The 20,429-nt window shown below is 58.7% G+C and carries 18 protein-coding genes; 5 read left to right on the top strand and 13 right to left on the bottom strand.

Annotated features, from left to right (window positions below):
* The 4 genes from nuoC to lrhA all read right to left on the bottom strand — a co-directional run bounded on the left by nuoC (position 1) and on the right by lrhA (position 4,674).
* Entirely contained in the window at positions 1–1,797 is a 1,797-nt protein-coding gene (nuoC, locus tag ACJ8PL_RS08835) for an NADH-quinone oxidoreductase subunit C/D (RefSeq protein WP_004936036.1), read from the bottom strand.
* A gap of 96 nt (positions 1,798–1,893) precedes the next feature.
* Entirely contained in the window at positions 1,894–2,568 is a 675-nt protein-coding gene (locus ACJ8PL_RS08830) for a NuoB/complex I 20 kDa subunit family protein (RefSeq protein ID WP_004936039.1), read from the bottom strand.
* Positions 2,569–2,583: 15 nt separating this feature from the next.
* Positions 2,584–3,021, bottom strand: coding sequence for an NADH-quinone oxidoreductase subunit NuoA (nuoA, locus tag ACJ8PL_RS08825; RefSeq protein ID WP_004936040.1), 438 nt, complete (start codon positions 3,019–3,021; stop codon positions 2,584–2,586).
* A 708-nt stretch (positions 3,022–3,729) separates the two neighbouring features.
* Complete coding sequence (gene lrhA / locus ACJ8PL_RS08820; RefSeq protein ID WP_079450293.1) at positions 3,730–4,674, bottom strand: transcriptional regulator LrhA; 945 nt, start codon at positions 4,672–4,674, stop codon at positions 3,730–3,732.
* 855 nt (positions 4,675–5,529) lie between these two features.
* Here lrhA and ACJ8PL_RS08815 point away from each other — a divergent pair.
* Complete coding sequence (locus tag ACJ8PL_RS08815; protein WP_004936047.1) at positions 5,530–6,744, top strand: pyridoxal phosphate-dependent aminotransferase; 1,215 nt, start codon at positions 5,530–5,532, stop codon at positions 6,742–6,744.
* A 107-nt stretch (positions 6,745–6,851) separates the two neighbouring features.
* A complete protein-coding gene (yfbR, locus tag ACJ8PL_RS08810) occupies positions 6,852–7,451 on the top strand; it encodes a 5'-deoxynucleotidase (RefSeq protein WP_015378582.1) in 600 nt (199 codons plus the stop codon).
* Between the two features lie 27 nt (positions 7,452–7,478).
* On the opposite strand, the gene ACJ8PL_RS08805 is transcribed toward yfbR, so the two are convergent.
* From ACJ8PL_RS08805 to yfbV, 4 genes are all read right to left on the bottom strand, one after another.
* A complete protein-coding gene (locus ACJ8PL_RS08805; protein ID WP_442531069.1) occupies positions 7,479–9,329 on the bottom strand; it encodes an SLC13 family permease in 1,851 nt (616 codons plus the stop codon).
* A 79-nt stretch (positions 9,330–9,408) separates the two neighbouring features.
* The gene (locus ACJ8PL_RS08800; RefSeq protein ID WP_110147212.1) at positions 9,409–10,065 is read right to left on the bottom strand and encodes a sugar phosphatase; all 657 of its coding nucleotides are present in this window, start codon (positions 10,063–10,065) and stop codon (positions 9,409–9,411) included.
* A 17-nt stretch (positions 10,066–10,082) separates the two neighbouring features.
* Positions 10,083–10,577: a YfbU family protein gene (locus ACJ8PL_RS08795; protein WP_016926898.1), complete on the bottom strand. Its 495-nt coding sequence runs from the start codon at positions 10,575–10,577 to the stop codon at positions 10,083–10,085.
* Between the two features lie 142 nt (positions 10,578–10,719).
* Positions 10,720–11,175, bottom strand: a complete 456-nt coding sequence (gene yfbV, locus ACJ8PL_RS08790) for a terminus macrodomain insulation protein YfbV (protein ID WP_004936061.1) — start codon at positions 11,173–11,175, stop codon at positions 10,720–10,722.
* 358 nt (positions 11,176–11,533) lie between these two features.
* Between yfbV and ackA the strand changes: the two genes are divergently transcribed.
* Positions 11,534–12,736: an acetate kinase gene (gene ackA / locus ACJ8PL_RS08785; RefSeq protein WP_004936063.1), complete on the top strand. Its 1,203-nt coding sequence runs from the start codon at positions 11,534–11,536 to the stop codon at positions 12,734–12,736.
* A gap of 74 nt (positions 12,737–12,810) precedes the next feature.
* Positions 12,811–14,967, top strand: a complete 2,157-nt coding sequence (pta, locus tag ACJ8PL_RS08780) for a phosphate acetyltransferase (RefSeq protein WP_028127748.1) — start codon at positions 12,811–12,813, stop codon at positions 14,965–14,967.
* Between the two features lie 63 nt (positions 14,968–15,030).
* Here the strand turns inward: pta and ACJ8PL_RS08775 are convergent, their stop codons facing one another.
* From ACJ8PL_RS08775 to ACJ8PL_RS08755, 5 genes are all read right to left on the bottom strand, one after another.
* Positions 15,031–15,990, bottom strand: coding sequence for a transketolase family protein (locus ACJ8PL_RS08775; protein ID WP_089184851.1), 960 nt, complete (start codon positions 15,988–15,990; stop codon positions 15,031–15,033).
* Complete coding sequence (locus tag ACJ8PL_RS08770; protein ID WP_033639778.1) at positions 15,983–16,834, bottom strand: transketolase; 852 nt, start codon at positions 16,832–16,834, stop codon at positions 15,983–15,985. The genes ACJ8PL_RS08775 and ACJ8PL_RS08770 overlap by 8 nt, the downstream gene beginning before the upstream one ends.
* A gap of 13 nt (positions 16,835–16,847) precedes the next feature.
* Positions 16,848–18,227, bottom strand: a complete 1,380-nt coding sequence (locus tag ACJ8PL_RS08765) for a PTS ascorbate transporter subunit IIC (protein WP_016926891.1) — start codon at positions 18,225–18,227, stop codon at positions 16,848–16,850.
* A gap of 23 nt (positions 18,228–18,250) precedes the next feature.
* The gene (locus ACJ8PL_RS08760; protein ID WP_015378585.1) at positions 18,251–18,532 is read right to left on the bottom strand and encodes a PTS sugar transporter subunit IIB; all 282 of its coding nucleotides are present in this window, start codon (positions 18,530–18,532) and stop codon (positions 18,251–18,253) included.
* 92 nt (positions 18,533–18,624) lie between these two features.
* Positions 18,625–19,068 (bottom strand): PTS sugar transporter subunit IIA, encoded by a 444-nt coding sequence (locus ACJ8PL_RS08755; RefSeq protein ID WP_016926889.1) that lies wholly within the window; start codon positions 19,066–19,068, stop codon positions 18,625–18,627.
* Positions 19,069–19,378: 310 nt separating this feature from the next.
* On the opposite strand from ACJ8PL_RS08755, the gene ACJ8PL_RS08750 reads away from it, so the two are divergent.
* Entirely contained in the window at positions 19,379–20,398 is a 1,020-nt protein-coding gene (locus tag ACJ8PL_RS08750) for a LacI family DNA-binding transcriptional regulator (RefSeq protein WP_016926888.1), read from the top strand.
* Positions 20,399–20,429: the final 31 nt, after the last annotated feature.

Here is a 20,429-nt window from a genome sequence, read left to right as displayed (position 1 = left end):
TTAGCGGTCCACATCTGACATTACAAAATCGATACTACCCAGATAGACGATCAGGTCGGAAACCAGGCTGCCACGGATGACCGATGGGATCTGCTGCAGGTGCGCAAAGCTCGGCGTACGTACCCGGGTGCGATAGCTCATGGTGCTGCCGTCGCTGGTCAGGTAGTAGCTGTTGATCCCTTTGGTGGCTTCAATCATCTGGAATGATTCGTTGGCTGGCATCACCGGGCCCCAGGAAACCTGCAGGAAGTGGGTGATCAGCGTTTCAATGTGCTGCAGCGTGCGCTCTTTCGGCGGCGGCGTAGTCAGCGGGTGATCGGCCTTGAACGGGCCTTCCGGCATGTTATTCAGGCACTGTTCGAGGATGCGCAGGCTCTGGCGCAGCTCTTCCACCTTCAGCATCACGCGGGTGTAGCAGTCGCTGGTGCCGTCGCCGACCGGCACTTCGAAGTCGAAGTTCTCGTAGCCGGAGTACGGACGCCATTTACGCACGTCGAACTCCACGCCGGTCGCGCGCAGGCCGGCGCCGGTCACGCCCCACTCCAGCGCTTCTTTGGCGTTGTAAGACGCGACGCCGATGGAGCGGCCTTTCAGGATGCTGTTCTTCAGCGCCGCTTTCACGTAGGAGTCCAGACGCTTCGGCATCCAGTCGAGGAATTCACGCAGCAGGCGATCCCAGCCGCGCGGCAGATCGTGCGCGACGCCGCCGATGCGGAACCAGGCCGGGTGCATACGGAAACCGGTGATCGCTTCCACCAGATCGTAGATTTTCTGACGATCGGTAAAGGCGAAGAACACCGGGGTCATCGCGCCGACGTCCTGAATGAAGGTGGAGATGTACAGCAGATGGCTGTTGATGCGGAACAGCTCGGACAGCATCACGCGGATGGTGTCGACGCGCTCGGGCACCTTGATGCCGGCCAGCTTCTCGACCGCCAACACGTAAGGCATTTCGTTCACGCAGCCGCCGAGGTACTCGATGCGGTCGGTGTACGGGATGTAGCTGTGCCAGGATTGACGCTCGCCCATCTTCTCGGCGCCGCGGTGGTGATAGCCGATATCCGGCACGCAGTCGACGATCTCTTCGCCGTCCAGCTGCAGAATGATGCGGAACGCACCGTGCGCGGACGGGTGGTTTGGGCCGAGGTTGAGGAACATGAAGTCTTCGTTCTCGGTGCCGCGCTTCATGCCCCAGTCTTCCGGCTTGAAGGTCAGCGCTTCCATTTCCAGATCTTCTTTCTGCTTGGTCAGCACGAAAGGATCGAATTCAGTGGCGCGCGCCGGGTAGTCCTTGCGCAGCGGGTGCCCTTCCCAGGTCTGCGGCATCATGATGCGCGACAGGTGCGGGTGGCCGTCGAAGGTGATGCCGAACATTTCCCAGGTTTCGCGCTCGTACCAGTTGGCGTTCGGGAACACCTTGGTCGCCGTCGGCACGTGCAGGTCTTTTTCAGACAGCGCCACCTTCAGCATGATGTCGCGGTTGCGCTCGATGGAGATCAGATGGTAGAAAACGGAGAAATCCGCAGCGGGCAGGCCGTCGCGGTGGGTGCGAAGGCGTTCATCCACGCCATGCAGATCGAACAGCATGACATACGGCTTCGGCTGTTTTCTCAGGAACGTCATTACTTCCAGTAACTGGTCAGGTTTAACCCATACCACGGGCATGCCGGTACGAGTGGCCTGAACAGTAAAGGCTTCCGGCCCAAAACGGTTGCGCAGTTCGCCGATCACCGGGTCGTCAAGGTGATCTCGGGTCTGCCAGGCAGGCAAGGCGTCGTGCGTCGTCAAATCTGTCATAATTTTTTTTCACCACACTAAAGGGTTATTCGCCGCAAGTTTCACTTTTCGCTGTGTTAACCAATAGCGCACTAAGATGGACGTTAAATGAACGTCTTAAATCTCGTCAGGCGTCCGGAGGTTGGTCACCGCGATGCGCTCGCCGTGTTTACGCTCTCTTTCAGACTGCATATTGGCGCGGTAAACGCCCTGATCGCCGACAACCCACGACAGCGGGCGACGTTCTTTGCCAATGGATTCCTGCAGCAGCATCAGCGCTTGCATGTAGGCTTCCGGACGCGGTGGGCAGCCGGGAATGTACACGTCGACCGGCAGGAACTTGTCCACGCCCTGCACTACGGAATAGATGTCGTACATGCCGCCGGAGTTGGCGCAGGCGCCCATCGAGATCACCCACTTAGGCTCCAGCATCTGCTCGTACAGGCGCTGGATGACCGGGGCCATTTTGGTGAAGCAGGTCCCGGCTACCACCATCAGGTCAGCCTGACGCGGGGAGGCGCGCAACACTTCCGCACCGAAACGCGCCACGTCGTGAACGGCGGTAAACGACGTCACCATCTCCACGTAACAGCACGAAAGGCCGAAGTTATACGGCCAAATAGAGTTTTTACGCCCCCAGTTCACCATGTCATGCAGCGCATGTTCGAGTTTACCCATGTAAACCGTGCGGTGAACCTGTTGTTCCAGGGGATCGGCGACGATCTCCTGTTTTTGCAGGGGATAACGGTCGTTCTCACCGTTCGGGTCTATGCGGGTGAGCGTATAGTCCATCTTAATGCCTCGCTGTTACTGCGGATGACTGTTGGTGTTAGTGATCGTGCTCGGTTTGCTGCGGCGTTGGGAACGCGCCGGAGTCCAATCCAACGCGCCGATGCGCACCAGATAAACCAGACCGGCCAATAGCACCAAAATGAAAATGGCGGCTTCGATAAAGCCCACCCAGCCGCTCTCGCGAATCGAGACCGACCAGGCATACAGGTATAAGGCTTCAACGTCGAAAATAACGAAGAACATGGCCACCAGGTAGAACTTGGCGGACAAGCGCATGCGCGCCGTGCCGACCGAGTCGATGCCTGATTCAAACGGGGTGTGTTTGGCGCGCGCCCGGGCTCTCCCGCCCAAGAAGAACGCACCCAGCAGCATTAAGCCGCAAAGCCCGATAGCCACGACGAGAAATACGGCGAGCGCCCAGTGATGAGCGATAACTTCAGTGGTTGTTGACATACTCTATGCTTACTCATCAAAAGTGGCGTCGATCGCACTGCTCTTGTCACCGGCAGTTAGTGCGCCACATCGATTTAAGGGAAGGATAAATAACCACACAAACAAACTGCTTTTACAGCGAGTTAGGCAGCGTTTTTCTGTGGGCTTTTTACTCCTTTCTATAACCTTTTGTCAACTTTGACAAAAGTATCTACACACTAGTTTACATACGTATCATTTGATTAACATTTGATGCGCCAGGGACAGGCTAAATCGTGTCAGTTAATTTTTGTGTAGAAACAGATAGATATAAACCAACATGCACATTTCAGTTTTACTATACCATTGTCTCAGGAATTCCCTGTTCTTCCACTCACTACCTAGGGGTATTTTTTTGATCCAGGACACGTTTTCAGCATAAATCCTCAAAAAAAGTGTGGCCCTTTAACAATTTTCCTCAAATTAAGCCGCAAAAACGACCGCCATAAGCTAACAAAATAACCCTGCTATTACCATGCCTTTAACTCATTCAATCTTATTGTGCAAAAAACGAACCCAGCATCTTAAATCCGGTCAAACTCTCTTTTCAGCAACGCTTAAAAGTTAATAAAACAGACGACTCATAACAAAATCACACTTAAACCTCTATAACAGTAGAAATCATCAAAAAACGGCCAAAAAAAACCTCCGCCGAAGCAGAGGTTTTTCATCAGATATCACGTCGCGGCGTTATTCTTCTTCGTCCACCAGGCTGGCATCATCCTGATCGCTCTGGAGACCGGCTTCCGCGCCGTTGAAGCCATAGCCGTCATCGCCGCCCTGCATCGCGCTGAAGATGGCCATGGCCAGTTCGTTGCTGCACTGCGCGTTTTTGCACAGCACATACTGGGTATCCGGCAGCGGCGGCAAACCTTCCACCGCGCCCAGCACCCGCAGATCGGGGCTCATCATCTCGATCGGCCGCGCGGTCACGCCCAGGCCGGCCTTACAGGCCGCCCGCACCGCGGACAGCGTGGAGGCGACGTAGGCGATACGCCACGGGATACCGGCTTCGTCCAACTGTTTGATCGCCAGCGCGCGGAACGGGCTTGGTTCATCCATCACCACCAGCGGGATAGGTTCGCCGGCCTGATAGTGATAATCGGCAGCGCAGTACCACAGCGTCGGCGACGTGCGCAGCACGATGTGCGGGTGCCCGGCCGGATCGGCCGTGGTCACCGCCAGATCGATCTCCCCCTCTTCCAGCAGATCGACCATCGTCGTGCTGCGCTTTACGCGCACGTCAATGGCCAGCTTCGGATAAATGGCGGTCACGCGGTTCAACAAGAAAGGCAGAATGGTATCGGCGGTGTCGTCGGAAGCGCCGATGGTCAGAACACCTTTAATATTGTTGTACATCAGCGAGGTACAGGCTTCGTCGTTAAAGCGCAGGATCTTCCTGGCATAACCGAGAAGCTGAATACCATGCTCAGTCAGGAGTTTGTTGCGCCCATGGCGGGCAAACAGTTCTTTGCCGACCAGTTGCTCTAATCGCTGCATTTGTTGGCTGACGGCTGATTGCGTACGGCAAACGGCAACAGCCGCCGCCGCGAAGGTATTCAAATCAGCAACCGCAACAAAGGTTCTTAGCAGATCGAGGTCGAGATTAAGTATCGGACGATTTGCAGTTGTCATAGTGTATTCTTCACTTTTTTAAATTCTAATTTACGAACTACTACCCTGGTGTGTTTCTCAGACGCCGTTGAAAAGGACGGAGCCTGTTATGACAGTACCCCACTCATAAGTGGAGGGCAAAAAAATTACTTATGATTCGTTACCTCTATCGCTTTTTAAAATGCGATCTATCGATGGTGCTTATAGAACGCGGGGGACTGAATACCGGTGGGAAGGGAAAAACCCCACCGAACCTGAGATTTTACTCATTGATACTGCCTAATTTCCACTCCATTCGTGCTACTGAGAATCCTTATCAACCGGCGTTCAGGCTGCATTACAGAGTAAGAAAAATAAATAATTAACGGCACCAACGTCGTGTTATCACTCAATGAATTTAATAAATTCAATCAGTAAGATTTTTACTTTAAATAATAATCCTATAACCACATAAACAATGCTTAAGCTGAAATATAAAGTAAAGCTAATGTAAATATGCCATTTTTTTAGTGTGGTGCGCTAACCGGCAACCCGCTATCAGACAACTCCGGTATTATCGTTCCTTTACAGTTTATTGAAGCCTATTCTCACTTTCGGCTTATCAGTTCACTGCTGCCGGCCGCGATCGCCGACACGTCTCGTTTATCGACACGTGATTTTACAGAACAAAACCCTAGTAAAATTATAGTTCATGAAATTATGAACCACAAAATAACTTTACCTTTGCTTATCATAACTAAAATCCCCCGTTACGACATGCATTTGCACCAAAGGCGTGCAAAACCCTTCAAAAGCAACTACGCCAGGAGTACATTGGGCGGGTTGCGGCGTCCCACGGTAGGAGCGCCCCTATCCCAGCAAAAGGCTCAACTTTTTATGTCCCCCATTGAGAAATCCAGCAAACTGGACAACGTCTGCTATGACATTCGCGGCCCGGTGCTTAAAGAAGCTAAACGTCTTGAAGAAGAAGGCAACAAAGTCCTGAAACTGAACATCGGCAACCCTGCCCCGTTCGGTTTCGACGCCCCGGACGAAATCCTGGTCGACGTGATCCGCAATCTGCCCACGGCGCAAGGCTACTCCGACTCCAAGGGCCTCTTCTCGGCGCGTAAAGCGATCATGCAGCACTATCAGGCGCGCAACATGCGTGACGTGACCGTTGAGGATATCTACATTGGCAACGGCGTCTCGGAGCTGATCGTTCAATCCATGCAGGCGCTGCTCAACAGCGGCGACGAAATGCTGGTGCCGGCGCCGGACTACCCGTTGTGGACCGCCGCGGTCTCGCTGTCCGGCGGCAAAGCCGTGCACTATCTGTGCGATGAGCAGGCCGGCTGGTTCCCGGATCTGGACGACATCATCAGCAAGATCACCCCGCGCACCCGCGGCATCGTGATCATCAACCCGAACAACCCAACCGGCGCGGTGTACAGCAAAGCGCTGCTGGAACAGATCGTCGAGATCGCCCGTCAACACAACCTGATCATCTTCGCCGACGAGATCTACGACAAGATCCTGTACGACGAAGCGGAGCACCACTCTATCGCCGCGCTGGCGCCGGATCTGCTGACCGTGACCTTCAACGGCCTGTCGAAGACCTACCGCGTGGCGGGCTTCCGCCAGGGCTGGATGGTGCTGAACGGGCCGAAAAAGCACGCCAAAGGCTATATCGAAGGGCTGGAGATGCTGGCTTCGATGCGCCTGTGCGCCAACGTGCCGATGCAGCACGCGATTCAAACCGCGCTGGGCGGTTATCAAAGCATCAGCGAATTCATTCAGCCCGGCGGCCGTCTGTACGAACAGCGCAACCGCACCTGGGAACTGCTCAATGACATTCCGGGCGTCTCATGCGTGAAGCCGCAGGGCGCGCTGTACATGTTCCCGCGCATCGATGCCAAACGCTTCAATATCCATGACGACCAGAAGCTGGTGCTGGATCTGTTGCTGCAGGAAAAAGTGCTGCTGGTGCAGGGGACCGCATTCAACTGGCCCTACCCGGATCATGTGCGCATCGTCACCCTGCCGCGCGTAGACGAGCTGGAAATGGCGGTCGGCAAGCTGGGCCGCTTCCTTGAAGGCTACCATCAGTAATCGCCTGGGGCGCAGCGCCTTGCTGCGCCCTTCTCTCATTGCCCGGTTGCAAAATTCGCCGTCACTGCTTCACAATGGGGGCCTCACTTGCCGTTAAAGAGAGCACCATGAGCCAGAGCCATTTCTTCGCCCATCTGTCCCGCCTGAAACTGATCAACCGCTGGCCACTGATGCGCAACGTGCGCACCGAGAACGTCTCCGAACACAGTCTGCAGGTGGCTTTTGTCGCCCACGCGTTGGCGGTGATCAAGAACCGCAAGTTCAACGGCAATCTCAACGCCGACCGAGTTGCGCTGCTGGCGATGTATCACGACGCCAGCGAAGTGATCACCGGCGACATGCCGACGCCGATCAAGTACTACAATCCGCAGATCGCCCACGAGTACAAGAAGATCGAAAAGATCGCCCAGCAAAAGCTGCTGGACATGATCCCCGCGGAACTGCGCAACGATTTCCGCACCATTCTCGATGAGCACTATTACAGCGAAGATGAAAAGCAGGTGGTAAAGCAGGCGGACGCATTGTGCGCCTACCTGAAATGCCTGGAGGAGCTGTCTGCCGGTAACAACGAATTTACCCTGGCCAAGGCGCGGCTGGATAAAACCCTGGAACAGCGCCGCAGCCCGGAAATGGACTACTTCATGGAAGTGTTCATTCCCAGTTTCAGTCTGTCATTGGACGAAATCAGCCTCGACAGCTCGCTGTAACCCCGCCGGCGCAGCCTCGTTGCGCCGTTAAAAACCGTAGAGCCACGGCACCACAATCACGCTGACCGCCATCACCAACAGGGTGAACGGCACGCCGAGCCGCACGAAATCGCCGAACTTGTAATTGCCCGGCCCCAGCACCAGCGTATTGACCGGTGAAGAAACCGGCGTCATAAAGGCGGCGGATGCGGCGACGGCGATAATCATCGCGAACGGGTATGGCGATACCCCCATTTCGCGCGCGGCGGCGATGGCGATCGGCGCCATCAGCACCGCCGTCGCGGTATTGGAAATAAACAGGCCGATGGTGGCGCACAAGACGAACAGGCACAGCAGCATCACGCGCGGCCCCGCGCCGCCGGCGACGTCCATCAGCCCGCTGACGATCAGATCCACCCCGCCGGTCTTTTGCAGCGCCTGCGCGAACGGCATCATGCCGACGATCAAAATAATGCTCGGCCAATGGATCGATTTATAGGCGCTCTCCATATCGATGCAGCGGAACTTGCCCATCAGCAAACAGGCGATCAGCGCCGCGATCGGGTTGGGGATTTCGTCGGTCAGCATCATCGCCACCATCAGCGCCAGGCAAAACAGCGCATGCGGCGCCTGCGTGATGGCCGGCGCCACTTCGTCCACCTCGGCCGGCAGATTGAGCACGATAAAGTCGTGGGTTTTGGCCTGCAGCTGACGAATCGCCTTCCAATCGCCGATCACCAGTAAGATGTCGCCCAGTTCCAGCGGCTCGTCCACCAACTTGCCGCCCAGCGTCTCGCCGTGGCGGCGGATGCCCACCACGTTCAGATCGTAACGGCTGCGGAACGCCGCTTCGCGCAGGCTTTTGCCCAGCAGCGCCGAGTCCGGGATCAGCGACACCTCCGCCATGCCGACGTTGCGCGACTGTTCCGAGAAGTAATCGCCGCGCAGCACCATCGGCTCCAGCCGCTGCTCGCCGCAGAATTCGCGCAGATCGACCTGGCTGTCCGACATGTCGATCAAGAGGACGTCGCCCTCGCGCAGTTCGGTGCTGCCGGAGGCGCTGACCATCACCCGCCGGAAGCGTTTCCAGCGCTCGATGCCCACCACGTTGGCGCCATAGCGCGCGCGCAGGTGCAGCTCGTCCAGCGAACGCCCGATCAGCGGCGAAGCGCTGCGGACAGCCAACCGCCGCGCGCGGCCGGTCAGCTTGTAATCGCGGATCAGGTCACGGAAGGTGCGGCGCTGCCAGTCGTCGCCTGCTTTGCCCGTGTCGCAGCTGCCCAGCCAACGCCGGGCGATCAGCATGTAACCGACGCCCAGCGCCAGCACCGCCAGGCCAATGGGCGTCACGCTGAAGAAACCGAAACCATGGATGCCTTCACGCACCAGTTCGCTGTTGACCACCATGTTGGGCGGCGTGGCCACCAGCGTCATCATGCCGCTGATCAGCCCGGCGAAGCTGAGCGGCATCATCAGCCGCCCCGGCGCGATCTTCATTCTCGCCGTCACGCTGAGCACCACCGGGATAAAGATCGCCACCACGCCGGTCGAGCTCATAAATGCCCCCAATCCGGCGACCGTCACCATCAGCAGCATCAACATTTTGGTTTCGCTGCTGCCGGCCACTTTCACCAGCCAGTCGCCCACCTGATAAGCCACGCCGGTGCGCACCAGCCCTTCGCCGATCACGAACAGCGCGGCGATCAAAATCACATTGGGATCGCTGAAACCGACCGTCGCCTCCTGCAAGCTGAGCGTGCCGCTCAGCACGAAAGCGATGATCACCAACAGCGCCACCACGTCCATCCGCAGCTTGTTGGTGGTAAACAGCACGATGGCAATCAGCAGTAAACTCAGCACCCACAGTAATTCGCTGTTCAAAACGGCCTCATCCGGCAAATGTCCAAGGGTCTAAAAAATAGCATAAAAAAACCCCGCCGAAGCGGGGTCTAATCAATTAGGGTGAAGATCATGCCGCTTAAACCAGCCGGCGAACGATCGCGCCCTGCGCCGTTTTATCGACGGCGATCTGCGCCAGCGAATCCAGCCGCAGGTCGACCTGCTCCAGCTTCGGCGCATCGGCCGGGGCGTTGACCGCAATCACCTGGCAACCCGCCGCCAGGCCGGAGAGAATGCCGGCCGGCGCGTCTTCGACCACTACGCACTCGTGCGGCGCCAGCCCCAGGCGCTCGGCGCCCAGCAGATAGGCGTCGGGCTGCGGCTTGCCATGTTTAACCTGCTCGGCGGTGATGAACACCGCCGGCTGCGGCAAACCGCCGGCCTGGCGGCGAGCGCCGGCCACCGGCACCGAACCGGAGGTGACGATCGCCCAAGGGATGCCGAGCGCGTTCAGGCGCTCCAGCAACGCAATCGCGCCCGGCAGCGCGCGAACGCCATCGGTATCCTGCGCTTCCACCTGCTCCAGCAATTGGAATTCGCGCTGAATTTCCGCTTCGCTTTCGCCCGGCATAAAATGGCGCAGAGAAGTAATGGCCTGTTTACCGTGAATGAAGTCCAGCACCGCTTGCGGCTCGACGCCGCGGCGCTCGGCCCAGTGCGTCCAGGCGCGCTCTACCGCCGGCAGCGAATCCACCAGGGTGCCATCAAGATCGAACAGAAAACCCTTACACTCCACAGAAAACCTCTTCTTAATCAAGCATTGATGATTTGCGCTATCTCAACGGCGCTCAAGTGATACTGGCGCGGACAGGCCAACCAGATCGCCAGCATACGCTGGTATTTTTCCCACATTTTGGTCTGGGCGTTAAAACCGTGGCTGCCGGAATCAAAGTGAGTATAGCGCCCCTCGGTGCTGACCAGGAAACGCACGTAACTCAGGTAGCGCGCCTCGGTCGCGGCGTCGAAGCCGAGGAACGCCAGGCGGCGCTCGTCCAGATCCTGCTTCTCTTTCAGGTTGCCCCAGGAAACCTGCAGCGCATGATGCATTTCCATCACGTTGATGATGGTGCGGCACACCTCTTCGCTCAGTTCGCCGAAGTCGCGATCCAGCTCGCGCATTTGCAAACCGAAACCGCGTTCGACGATGGTTTGCAACCGGCGATAACGATCGCCGTTGTCCGGATCGAGCAAGGTCATCATCTTGTACTGATTCGACAGGATCAGCCGCTGGGCGTTGGTCATTTCCATCAGGATTTCCTCATTTCTGTGTGATGGCGGGAGCATCGCACAGCGCAAGAACGCAGGAAATCACAACTCGACCGTTCTTTGATTTAAACCGGGGTTATTGGCGCTTAGACGAAAAAGGCCGCACAACGCGGCCTTTTTTCATTTACAGATCGTCGAGGAAGGTTTTGTCCAGCTGCTTGAAGGCGCGCTTGAGCAAATCAGCCAACGTCTGATAGGTCGGCGTGCCTTCGAGCGGCGCCACCGCCTGTCCGGCTTCCGTCAGCTTGTTGCGCACCTCATGGAACCATTGCAGCAGCGTCGGCGGCAGCGGCGTGACCGAACGGCGCCCCAGCCACCACAAGCCCTGCATCGGCAGGCTGCAGGCGAACAGCGCGGTGGCGATCGCCGGGCCCAGTTGGCCGCCGAGCGCGATCTGCCAGGTCAGCGTGAAAATCGCCAACGGCGGCATGAAACGGATAGCGAAACGGGTGGCACGCGCAACGCGGTTCTCCGGAAAGACCGGTGCCAGACGTTTGTCTGACGGCCAGGTTTTCATATAATGCTGCCCGCGCTGGAAGACCTGAAACCAGCTTACGGAACCGGACGGTTTGCTCGTCATTGCGTACCTCAACGTCACGTAAAGAAACTAAAAGCGTGCTGCCAGAGACCATACTAAAAAATTTGAAGCTTTAAATTTATTTTGTGTTTGCACCGGGCTATCGGTATCCTAAGCCGGCCTTGTGGCCGGTAGAAGATGACGTAAATTTTGTCAACTTTTAGCCCTATAAAAATCAAGATTATTTAAACCGCAGAGAAATCATCGGTTTTTCCATCATCCTGTGATTTGTGCACTTCACATGATGTTAATCATAAATGTCATCGGCACTATGCGCTACGCTTGTTGTCTGATTGACGATTAATTCACCACGTGTGTTCGATTTTCTTTTAACAACACGACTATTTAAGTAGGTACTTCCATGTCGAGTAAGCTAGTACTGGTTCTTAACTGCGGCAGTTCTTCTCTGAAATTCGCCATCATCGATGCCGTTAACGGCGACGAATTCCTCTCCGGTTTGGCCGAGTGTTTCCACCTGCCTGAAGCTCGCATCAAGTGGAAAATGGACGGCGCCAAACACGAAGCTGCCCTGGGGGCCGGCGCTGCACACAGCGAAGCGCTGAACTTCATTGTTAATACTATTCTGGCACAAAAACCAGAGCTTTCCGCGCAGCTGACCGCTATCGGCCACCGCATCGTGCACGGCGGCGAGAAATTCACCGCCTCCGCCGTGATCAACGACGAAGTTCTGCAGGGTATCAAAGATTCCGTGCCGTTTGCACCACTGCACAACCCAGCTCACCTGATCGGCATCGCGGAAGCGCTGAAATCCTTCCCTCACCTGGCTGACAAGAACGTTGCCGTGTTCGACACCGCGTTCCACCAGACCATGCCGGAAGAATCTTACCTGTACGCCCTGCCGTACAGCCTGTACCGCGACCACGGCGTTCGCCGCTACGGCGCACACGGCACCAGCCACTTCTACGTGACTCAGGAAGCCGCGAAGATGCTGAACAAGCCGGTGGAAGAAGTGAATGTGATCACTTGCCACCTGGGCAACGGCGGTTCCGTCACCGCAGTGCGCAACGGCCAGTGCGTTGACACCTCCATGGGTCTGACCCCGCTGGAAGGCCTGGTAATGGGCACCCGCAGCGGTGACATCGATCCGGCTATCATCTTCCACCTGCACGATTCTCTGGGCATGAGCGTTGACCAGATCAACAAGATGCTGACCAAAGAATCCGGCCTGCTGGGCCTGACCGAAGTCACCAGCGACTGCCGTTACGTTGAAGACAACTACGACAGCAAAGCCGACGCCAAACGCGCCATGGACGTGTTCTGCCACCGTCTGGCCAAATACGTCGGCGCCTACAGCGCGCTGATGGAAGGCCGTCTGGACGCGGTGATCTTCACCGGCGGCATCGGCGAGAACGCCGGCATGGTGCGTGAGCTGACCCTGAACAAACTGGGTCTGCTGGGCTTCGAAATCGACCACGACCGCAACATGGCCGCTCGCTTCGGCAAATCCGGCGCCATCACCAAAGACGGCAGCCGCCTGGCGCTGGTGATCCCGACCAACGAAGAGTTGGTCATCGCGCAGGACGCATCCCGCCTGACCGCGTAATGCTCTCAAAACACCGTCAGCCCAGGCTGACGGTGTTGTTTTAGCCTCATGTTAATCGTGAAGAGGACTATTCTGTGTCACGTACTATTATGTTGATCCCCACCGGCACCAGCGTCGGCCTGACCAGCGTCAGCCTGGGTGTCATCCGCTCCATGGAGCAAAAAGGCGTTCGTCTGAGCGTGTTCAAGCCTATCGCTCAACCGCGCACCGGCGACAACGCGCTCGACCAGACCACCACCATCATCCGCAGCAACTCCACCATCCCGGCGGCCGAACCGCTGCGCATGGATTACGTTGAAGGCCTACTGAGCTCCAACCAGCAAGACGTGCTGATGGAAGAGATCGTGGCGCGCTACCACGAGAACACCAAAGACGCGGAAGTGGTGCTGATCGAAGGCCTGGTGCCGACCCGCAAACACCAGTTCGCCAACGCGCTGAACTACGAGATCGCCAAAACCCTTAACGCCGAGATCGTCTTCGTACTGGCGCTGGGCAACGACTCCCCGGCGCAGCTGAAAGAGCGCATCGAACTGGCGCGCACCAGCTTCGGCGGCAGCAAGAACAAAAACATCACCGGCGTTATCATCAACAAGCTGAACGCGCCGGTCGACGATCAGGGCCGCACCCGTCCTGACCTGTCCGAAATCTTCGACGACTCCACCAAAGCCAGCATCGCCCACGTCGATCCTGCGCAGCTGTTCGCCAACAGCCCGCTGCCGGTTCTGGGCTGCGTGCCGTGGAGTTTCGATCTGATCGCCACCCGCGCCATCGACATGGCTCGCCACCTGAAGGCCCGCGTGGTCAACGAAGGCGACATCATGACCCGCCGCGTGAAGTCCGTGACCTTCTGTGCGCGCAGCATCCCGCACATGCTGGAACACTTCCGCCCAGGCTCCCTGCTGGTGACCTCCGCAGACCGTCCTGACGTGCTGGTCTCCGCCTGCCTGGCGGCGATGAACGGCGTGGAAATCGGCGCCATCCTGCTGACCGGCGGCTACGCCATCGATGAGCCGATCAAGAAGCTGTGCGAACGCGCCTTCCAGACCGGCCTGCCGGTGTTCATGGTCGACACCAACACCTGGCAGACCTCGCTGAGCCTGCAGAGCTTCAACCTCGAAGTGCCGGCGGACGACCACCAGCGCATCGAGAAAGTGCAGAACTACGTGGCCAGCCACATCAGCACCGAGTGGATCGACTCGCTGACCGCTACCTCCGAGCGTTCACGCCGTCTGTCTCCACCGGCGTTCCGTTACGAACTGACCGAACTGGCGCGTAAAGCCGGCAAGCGCATCGTGCTGCCGGAAGGCGACGAGCCGCGCACCGTGAAAGCGGCGGCCATCTGCGCCGAACGCGGCATCGCGGAATGCGTGCTGCTCGGCAACCCGGACGAGATCCAGCGCGTCGCGGCAGCGCAAGGCGTTGAGCTGGGCAAAGGCATCGAAATCGTCGATCCGGTCGCCGTGCGTGAAAACTACGTGCCGCGTCTGGTTGAGCTGCGCAAGAGCAAGGGCATGACCGAAGTGGTCGCGCGCGAGCAGCTGGAAGACAACGTGGTGCTCGGCACCCTGATGCTGGAACAGGGCGAAGTCGACGGTCTGGTCTCCGGCGCGGTTCACACCACCGCCAACACCATTCGTCCGCCGTTGCAGCTGATCAAAACCGCGCCGGGCAGCTCGCTGGTGTCCTCCGTGTTCTTCATGCTGTTGCCTGACCAGGTACTGGTCTACGGCGACTGCGCGATCAACCCGGATCCGACCGCCGAGCAGCTGTCTGAAATCGCCATCCAGTCTGCGGATTCCGCCGCGGCCTTCGGCATCGAGCCGCGCGTAGCGATGATCTCCTACTCCACCGGCAACTCCGGTGCGGGCAGCGACGTTGAGAAAGTGCGCGAAGCGACCCGTCTGGCGCAGGAAAAACGCCCGGACCTGATCATCGACGGCCCGCTGCAGTACGACGCCGCCATCATGGCCGACGTTGCCAAGTCCAAGGCGCCGAACTCGCCGGTGGCCGGCCAGGCGACCGTGTTCATCTTCCCGGATCTGAACACCGGCAATACCACCTACAAAGCGGTACAGCGTTCCGCTGACCTGGTCTCCATCGGGCCGATGCTGCAAGGCATGCGCAAGCCGGTGAACGACCTGTCGCGCGGCGCACTGGTTGACGATATCGTCTACACCGTCGCGCTGACGGCGATCCAGTCTTCCCAGGCTGACGCTGCCGCCAAGGCCTGATATTCTTCAGGTTGAGCGATAAAAAAGCGCCGGTCATTGACCGGCGCTTTTCTTTTGCGTTCCCTAACGCGCCAGCAACTGCCCGGCAGCCTCCAAAATATGTTCGGCAGTCAGGCCATACTCCTGCTGTAAAAACGCCTGGGTGCCCACCTGGCCGTAACGCTCCTTCACCCCCACGCGCCGCATCGGCGTCGGGCACTCTTCCGCCAGCACCTCCGCCACCGCCGATCCCAGCCCGTTATGAATGCTGTGGTTCTCACAGGTGACGATGCGTCCGGTCTTGGCCGCGTAGGTTTTGATCAGTTCACGGTCGATAGGCTTGAGGGTGAACATATCGATCACCGCCGCGCTGACGCCCTGCCGCGCCAGCATCTCCGCCGCTTTCAACGCCTCCGCCACCATGATACCGTTGGCGATCAGCGTGACGTCGTCGCCATCGCGCAGCAGGTTGCCCTTGCCGATGGTAAAGCGCGAGCCTTCCTGGTAGATGCGCGTCGCCTGCTTGCGAATGGTGCGCACCCAGTAGAAGCCGCGCAGATCCATCAGTTGGCGCAGAACGTCGGCGAACATGGTGGCGTCGGTCACTTCCAGCACCACCGAATGCGCCAGCCCGCGCACAATGCCCATGTCCTCGAACGACATGTGGGTGCCGCCGTTGTGGCAGGCGCTTACCCCGGCGTCGGAAGCGATCACCTTGACGTTGTTGCGCTGGTAATCCAGCGACATGAACAGCTGATCGAAACAGCGGCGGCTGGCGAAGGCGGTGAAGGTATGCACGAACGGCACCCGGCCGGTAAGCGACAGCCCGGCGGCGACGCCGATCACGTTGGCCTCCATGATGCCGCAGTTGATCACGTGCTGCGGGTGATCCTTGTGCACGCCGTCCATCGCCATCGAGCTCATCAAATCCGCCTCCAGCGCGATGATCGGCGCGCCCGCCTCAATCTGCCGCCGCACCGCGCCGGCGTAGACTTTGCGCATTTCGACGGCGTCGTTTTCCAACTGCGTCACTACGTTAAACATGGGCGGCCTCCAGTTCGGCGATGGCTTTTTCGATCTCCAGCTGCACGTCCGGCGTCAGGCGCAGGTGGTGTGAGTTCGACAGGTTTTCCAGATAGGTCACGCCCTGTCCCTTGATGCTGTCGAGCACGATCGCCAGCGGCCGCTGTTCGCCGCCGCGCGCCGGCGCTACCGCCGCCAGCAGCGCCGCGATGTCGTCGCCCTTGATGGTTTGCACCTCAAAGCCGAAGGCGCGGAACTTGGCGGCCAGATCGAACGGTTGGATCACCTCGTCCAGCGCGCCGTCCAGCTGTTGCTTGTTGTAATCGATGAACAGCGTCAGGTTGTTCAGGTTGTGGTGGGCGATAAACTGGAACGCCTCCCAGCACTGCCCTTCATTCAGCTCTCCGTCGCCGAGGATGCTGAACACCCGGTTGCGCCGCCCCGCCAGCCGATGGGATAACGCCATGCCGGCGGCGATCGACACGCCCTGCCCCAGTGAGCCGGTGGTGGCGTCCACGCCGCGCGTGCGCAGCCGGTCCGGGTGGCTCGGCAGGCGCGTGCCGTTCTGATTGAGGGTCTTCAGTTCCGCCAGCGGGAAGTAGCCCTTGATCGCCAGCGTGCTGTACAGCGCCGGGCCGGCGTGCCCTTTCGACAGCACGAAGTCATCGCGCTCCGGCCAGTCCGGGTCCGCCGGATCGATGCGCATCACGCCGCCGTACAGCACCGCCAGCGTCTCCACCACCGACATGCAGCCGCCGTAGTGGCCGAAGCCCAGCCCGGTCAGCGCTTTCAGCGTTTCCAGACGGATCGCGCGCGCCAGAGTGCGCAGCTCTTCAATTTCCGTTTCGCTCGTTGTGTCGTTCATCAGTCTGCCCTCGTTATTTCTCGACGCGGTCAGCGGCCGGCGCGCCTTTGCGTTTTCTCAAGAAGTTATGCGCCACCAGCAGCGCGAACACGGCGACGATCGCCAGCATGATCATCTCCTTCGACATAAAGCGCGCCATATTGCCCAGCAGGATGCCGATCACGCCGAAGTCGGCGTCGGAGAAGGTGGTGTTGGCAAAGCCAAGCGCCCCCAGCACCGGCAACAGCAGCACCGGCAGGAAGGTGATCAGCAGTCCGTTGGCGAAGGCGCCCAGCATCGCGCCGCGCCGCCCGCCGGTCGCGTTGCCGAACACCCCGGCGGTAGCGCCGGTGAAGAAATGCGGCACCACGCCGGGCAGGATCAGCACCATCTTCAGTTGCCCCAGCAGGAACAGCCCGGCCAACCCGCCAAGGAAGCTGAACAGGAAGCCGATCAGCACCGCGTTGGGGGCATAGGGATAAACCACCGGGCAATCCAGCGCCGGCCGCGCGTTAGGCACCAGTTTTTCCGAGAAGCCGGTGAACGCCGGCACGATCTCCGCCAGAATCAAGCGCACGCCCTGCAGAATGATGAACACCCCGGCGGCGAAGGTGATGGCCTGGATAATCGAATACACCAGGTAGTTCTGGCCGCCACTGAGCTCGCTTTCCACATAGGCCCGCCCGGCGCAGATCGCCAGGATCAGGTAGATGACGATCATGGTCATCGAGATCGAAATGGAGCTGTCACGCAGGAAGCTGAGGTTTTTCGGCAGGTTCATCTCCTCGGTCGAGCGCGAGTTCTTACCCACCTTCGAGCCGATCCAGCCGGACAGCACATAGCCCAGGGTGCCGAAGTGGCCGAAAGCGATATCGTCGTTGCCGGTGATGCGGCGCATATAGCGCTGGGCGATCGCCGGGAAGAACGCCATCACCAGCCCCAGGGTCAACGCGCCGGTAAACACCAGTTGAACGCCCTCGAAGCCCGCCACCGTCAGGATGATGCCGATCATGCAGGCCATGTAGAAGGTGTGGTGGCCGGTGAGGAAGATGTATTTCAGCCGGGTGAAGCGCGCCACCACGATGTTCGCCACCATGCCGAACGCCATGATCAAGGCGGTGGAAGCGCCGTATTTCTCCAGCGCGATAGAGACGATCGCTTCGTTGTTCGGAATGATGCCCTGAATATTAAATGCGTGTTCGAACATGCCGCCCAACGGATTGAGCGACCCGACCAATACCGTGGCGCCGCCGCCCAAAACGATAAAGCCGAGAATGGTTTTTACCGTGCCTTTCACCACGTCGGAAAAGGATTTCTTTTGCGCCAGCAAACCGATCAGCGCAATAAGCCCGACCAGCACCGAAGGCACCTTTAATATATCCACCACAAACTTAAGCGTTTCCTGGATAAACATATCCACCTCGCCAATCGTTTTATTCAGAGGATTGAGTGGGCTTCGAAGTAAGCGCGCAGCTTGGCTTCCAGCTCATTGATGTCGATGATGTTGCTGATCACCACCAGCTGCTCGGCCGGCACGCTGGCGCTGTCGGCGATGTCTTTCGCCATCACGAACACGTCGGCTGCGCCGGGGGTGGCCGACGACAGATCGGAGTGTTCGACCTCGGCCTCCACGCCCATTTTTTTCAGCACCTTTTTAATATTCATTTCCACCATAAAACTGCTGCCGAGACCAGAACCGCAAATCGCCATGATTTTCATGATATCCACCTGTTGAATTTAGCGTGTAGGGTAGCGCCGCCGGTCATATTCCCGGCGTTGTTAGCATTAATCGTGCTCCTGGTGATTAAACGTTAATAGCGGGCGATAATATCCTCGATTTGTCGTTTATCTTTGGCGTGAAATAACGCCTCCATTGCCTGATTGTCTGAAAATAATTCAGCCAGTTGCGAAATCAATTCGATGTGGCTGTTGCCGTCAGGCGCGGAAAGCGTCACCACCACCTGAACCGGATCGTTATCCGCGGAATGAAAGTTCACCCCCTGATGGATCTTCAACAGCGATAACCCCAGCGCGTTGGCGCCCTCCTCGGGCCGGGCGTGTGGCATGGCGATGCCCGGCGCCAGGACGAAGTAAGGGCCGAGCTTCTCCTGCTGATGAAAGATGGCCGTCAGATAATTCGGCGTAATCACGCCGTCTTGCAGCAGCGGCTGCGCGCTCAGCGTTACCGCCTGGCGCCAGTCCTCCACCCGTTCGCACAGCTGTATATGATCGGCGGTCAGCCACTCTTTCAGCACGTTATCCTCCCGAGAATCGATGATTGCGGCCGGTGATTAATTCACCGACGACGGTAAAACTTTAATCAACCCCTCCCGGCCACACAGTGATGGATATCACAAAGATAGCGCTACCAAAGCGCTATCATGCAGATCTGTGATAGCGCTATCAAAACGCCGCGCCGCGGCATGACGTTAACCACAATTTTTTCTCGCTCTTTCGGGTAACGGGGTAGAATGTGCCACATACGGGGATCGTCGAAGCCGCGCCGTCGGCTTCCCACCCTCACCATTTTTATGCGCCGCGCGCGCATTTCAGTCGGGATTTGGCATGTCGATCGGTAAAAAACGACGCAGCACGGGCAGGGTGACGTTGGCTGACGTAGCGCAGCTGGCGGGCGTCGGCACCATGACGGTGTCGCGCGCGCTGCGCACGCCGGAGCAGGTTTCAGACAAACTGCGCGAGAAGATTGAAGCCGCGGTGAGCGAGTTGGGGTATCTGCCCAACCTGGCCGCCAGTTCGCTGGCGTCGGCCTCCTCCTACACCATCGCCATGGTGGTGCCCAGCCTGTCCGAATCCGGCTGCGCCGAGATGTTCGCCGGTCTGCAGAAAGTGCTGCAGCCCGCCGGCTATCACATCATGCTGGCGGAGTCGCAGCACCACCTGGAACGCGAGGAGAGACTGCTGGAGACCCTGCTCTCTTACAACCTGGCGGCGGCGGTGCTGCTCAGCGTCGAGCATTCGCAAAATGCCCGCAACGCGTTGATCGCCGCCAACATTCCGGTGGTGGAGATCGGCGCCGTGCGCGCCGATCCGATCGACATGAGCATCGGCATCGATTACGTGGCGGCCATGTATCAGCTGACGCAAACGGTGATCGCCGGCGGCTATCAGAATATCGGGCTGCTGTGCGCCAATCAGGAACAGTGGATTTTCCAGCAGCACCTGCAGGGTTGGCACAAGGCGCTTCTGCGCAACCATATGTCGCCGCATCGGGTGATCAACGCCGCGCAGCCCGCCAGCTTCAGCACCGGCGCGCAGCAGCTGCCGGAATTTTTGCTGGCCTGGCCGGAGCTGGACGCGCTGGTGTGCGCCTCGGACGAACTGGCCGGTGGCGCGCTGTATGAATGCCAGCGGCGGCGCATCAAGGTGCCGGACAATCTGGCGGTGGTGGGGTTCGGCAACAGCGAGTTCAGCCGGGTGTGCCAGCCGCCGCTGACCACCATGACCATTCCGCATCGCGACATCGGCATTCAGGCCGGCCAGGCGCTGCTGGCGCGGCTGAACGAGCAACCCTGGCAACCGGCGGGCTCCCTGCCCGCCACGCTGTGCCGCCGCGACAGTTGCTGAATCCACAGCATAAAAAAAGCCGGTCGATGAC

This window comes from Serratia sp. CY83965, assembly GCF_052166375.1.
GTDB lineage: Bacteria > Pseudomonadota > Gammaproteobacteria > Enterobacterales > Enterobacteriaceae > Serratia > Serratia marcescens.
Note: the sequence above shows the minus strand (reverse complement) of the source record. Positions and strands in the feature narration are given on the sequence as shown.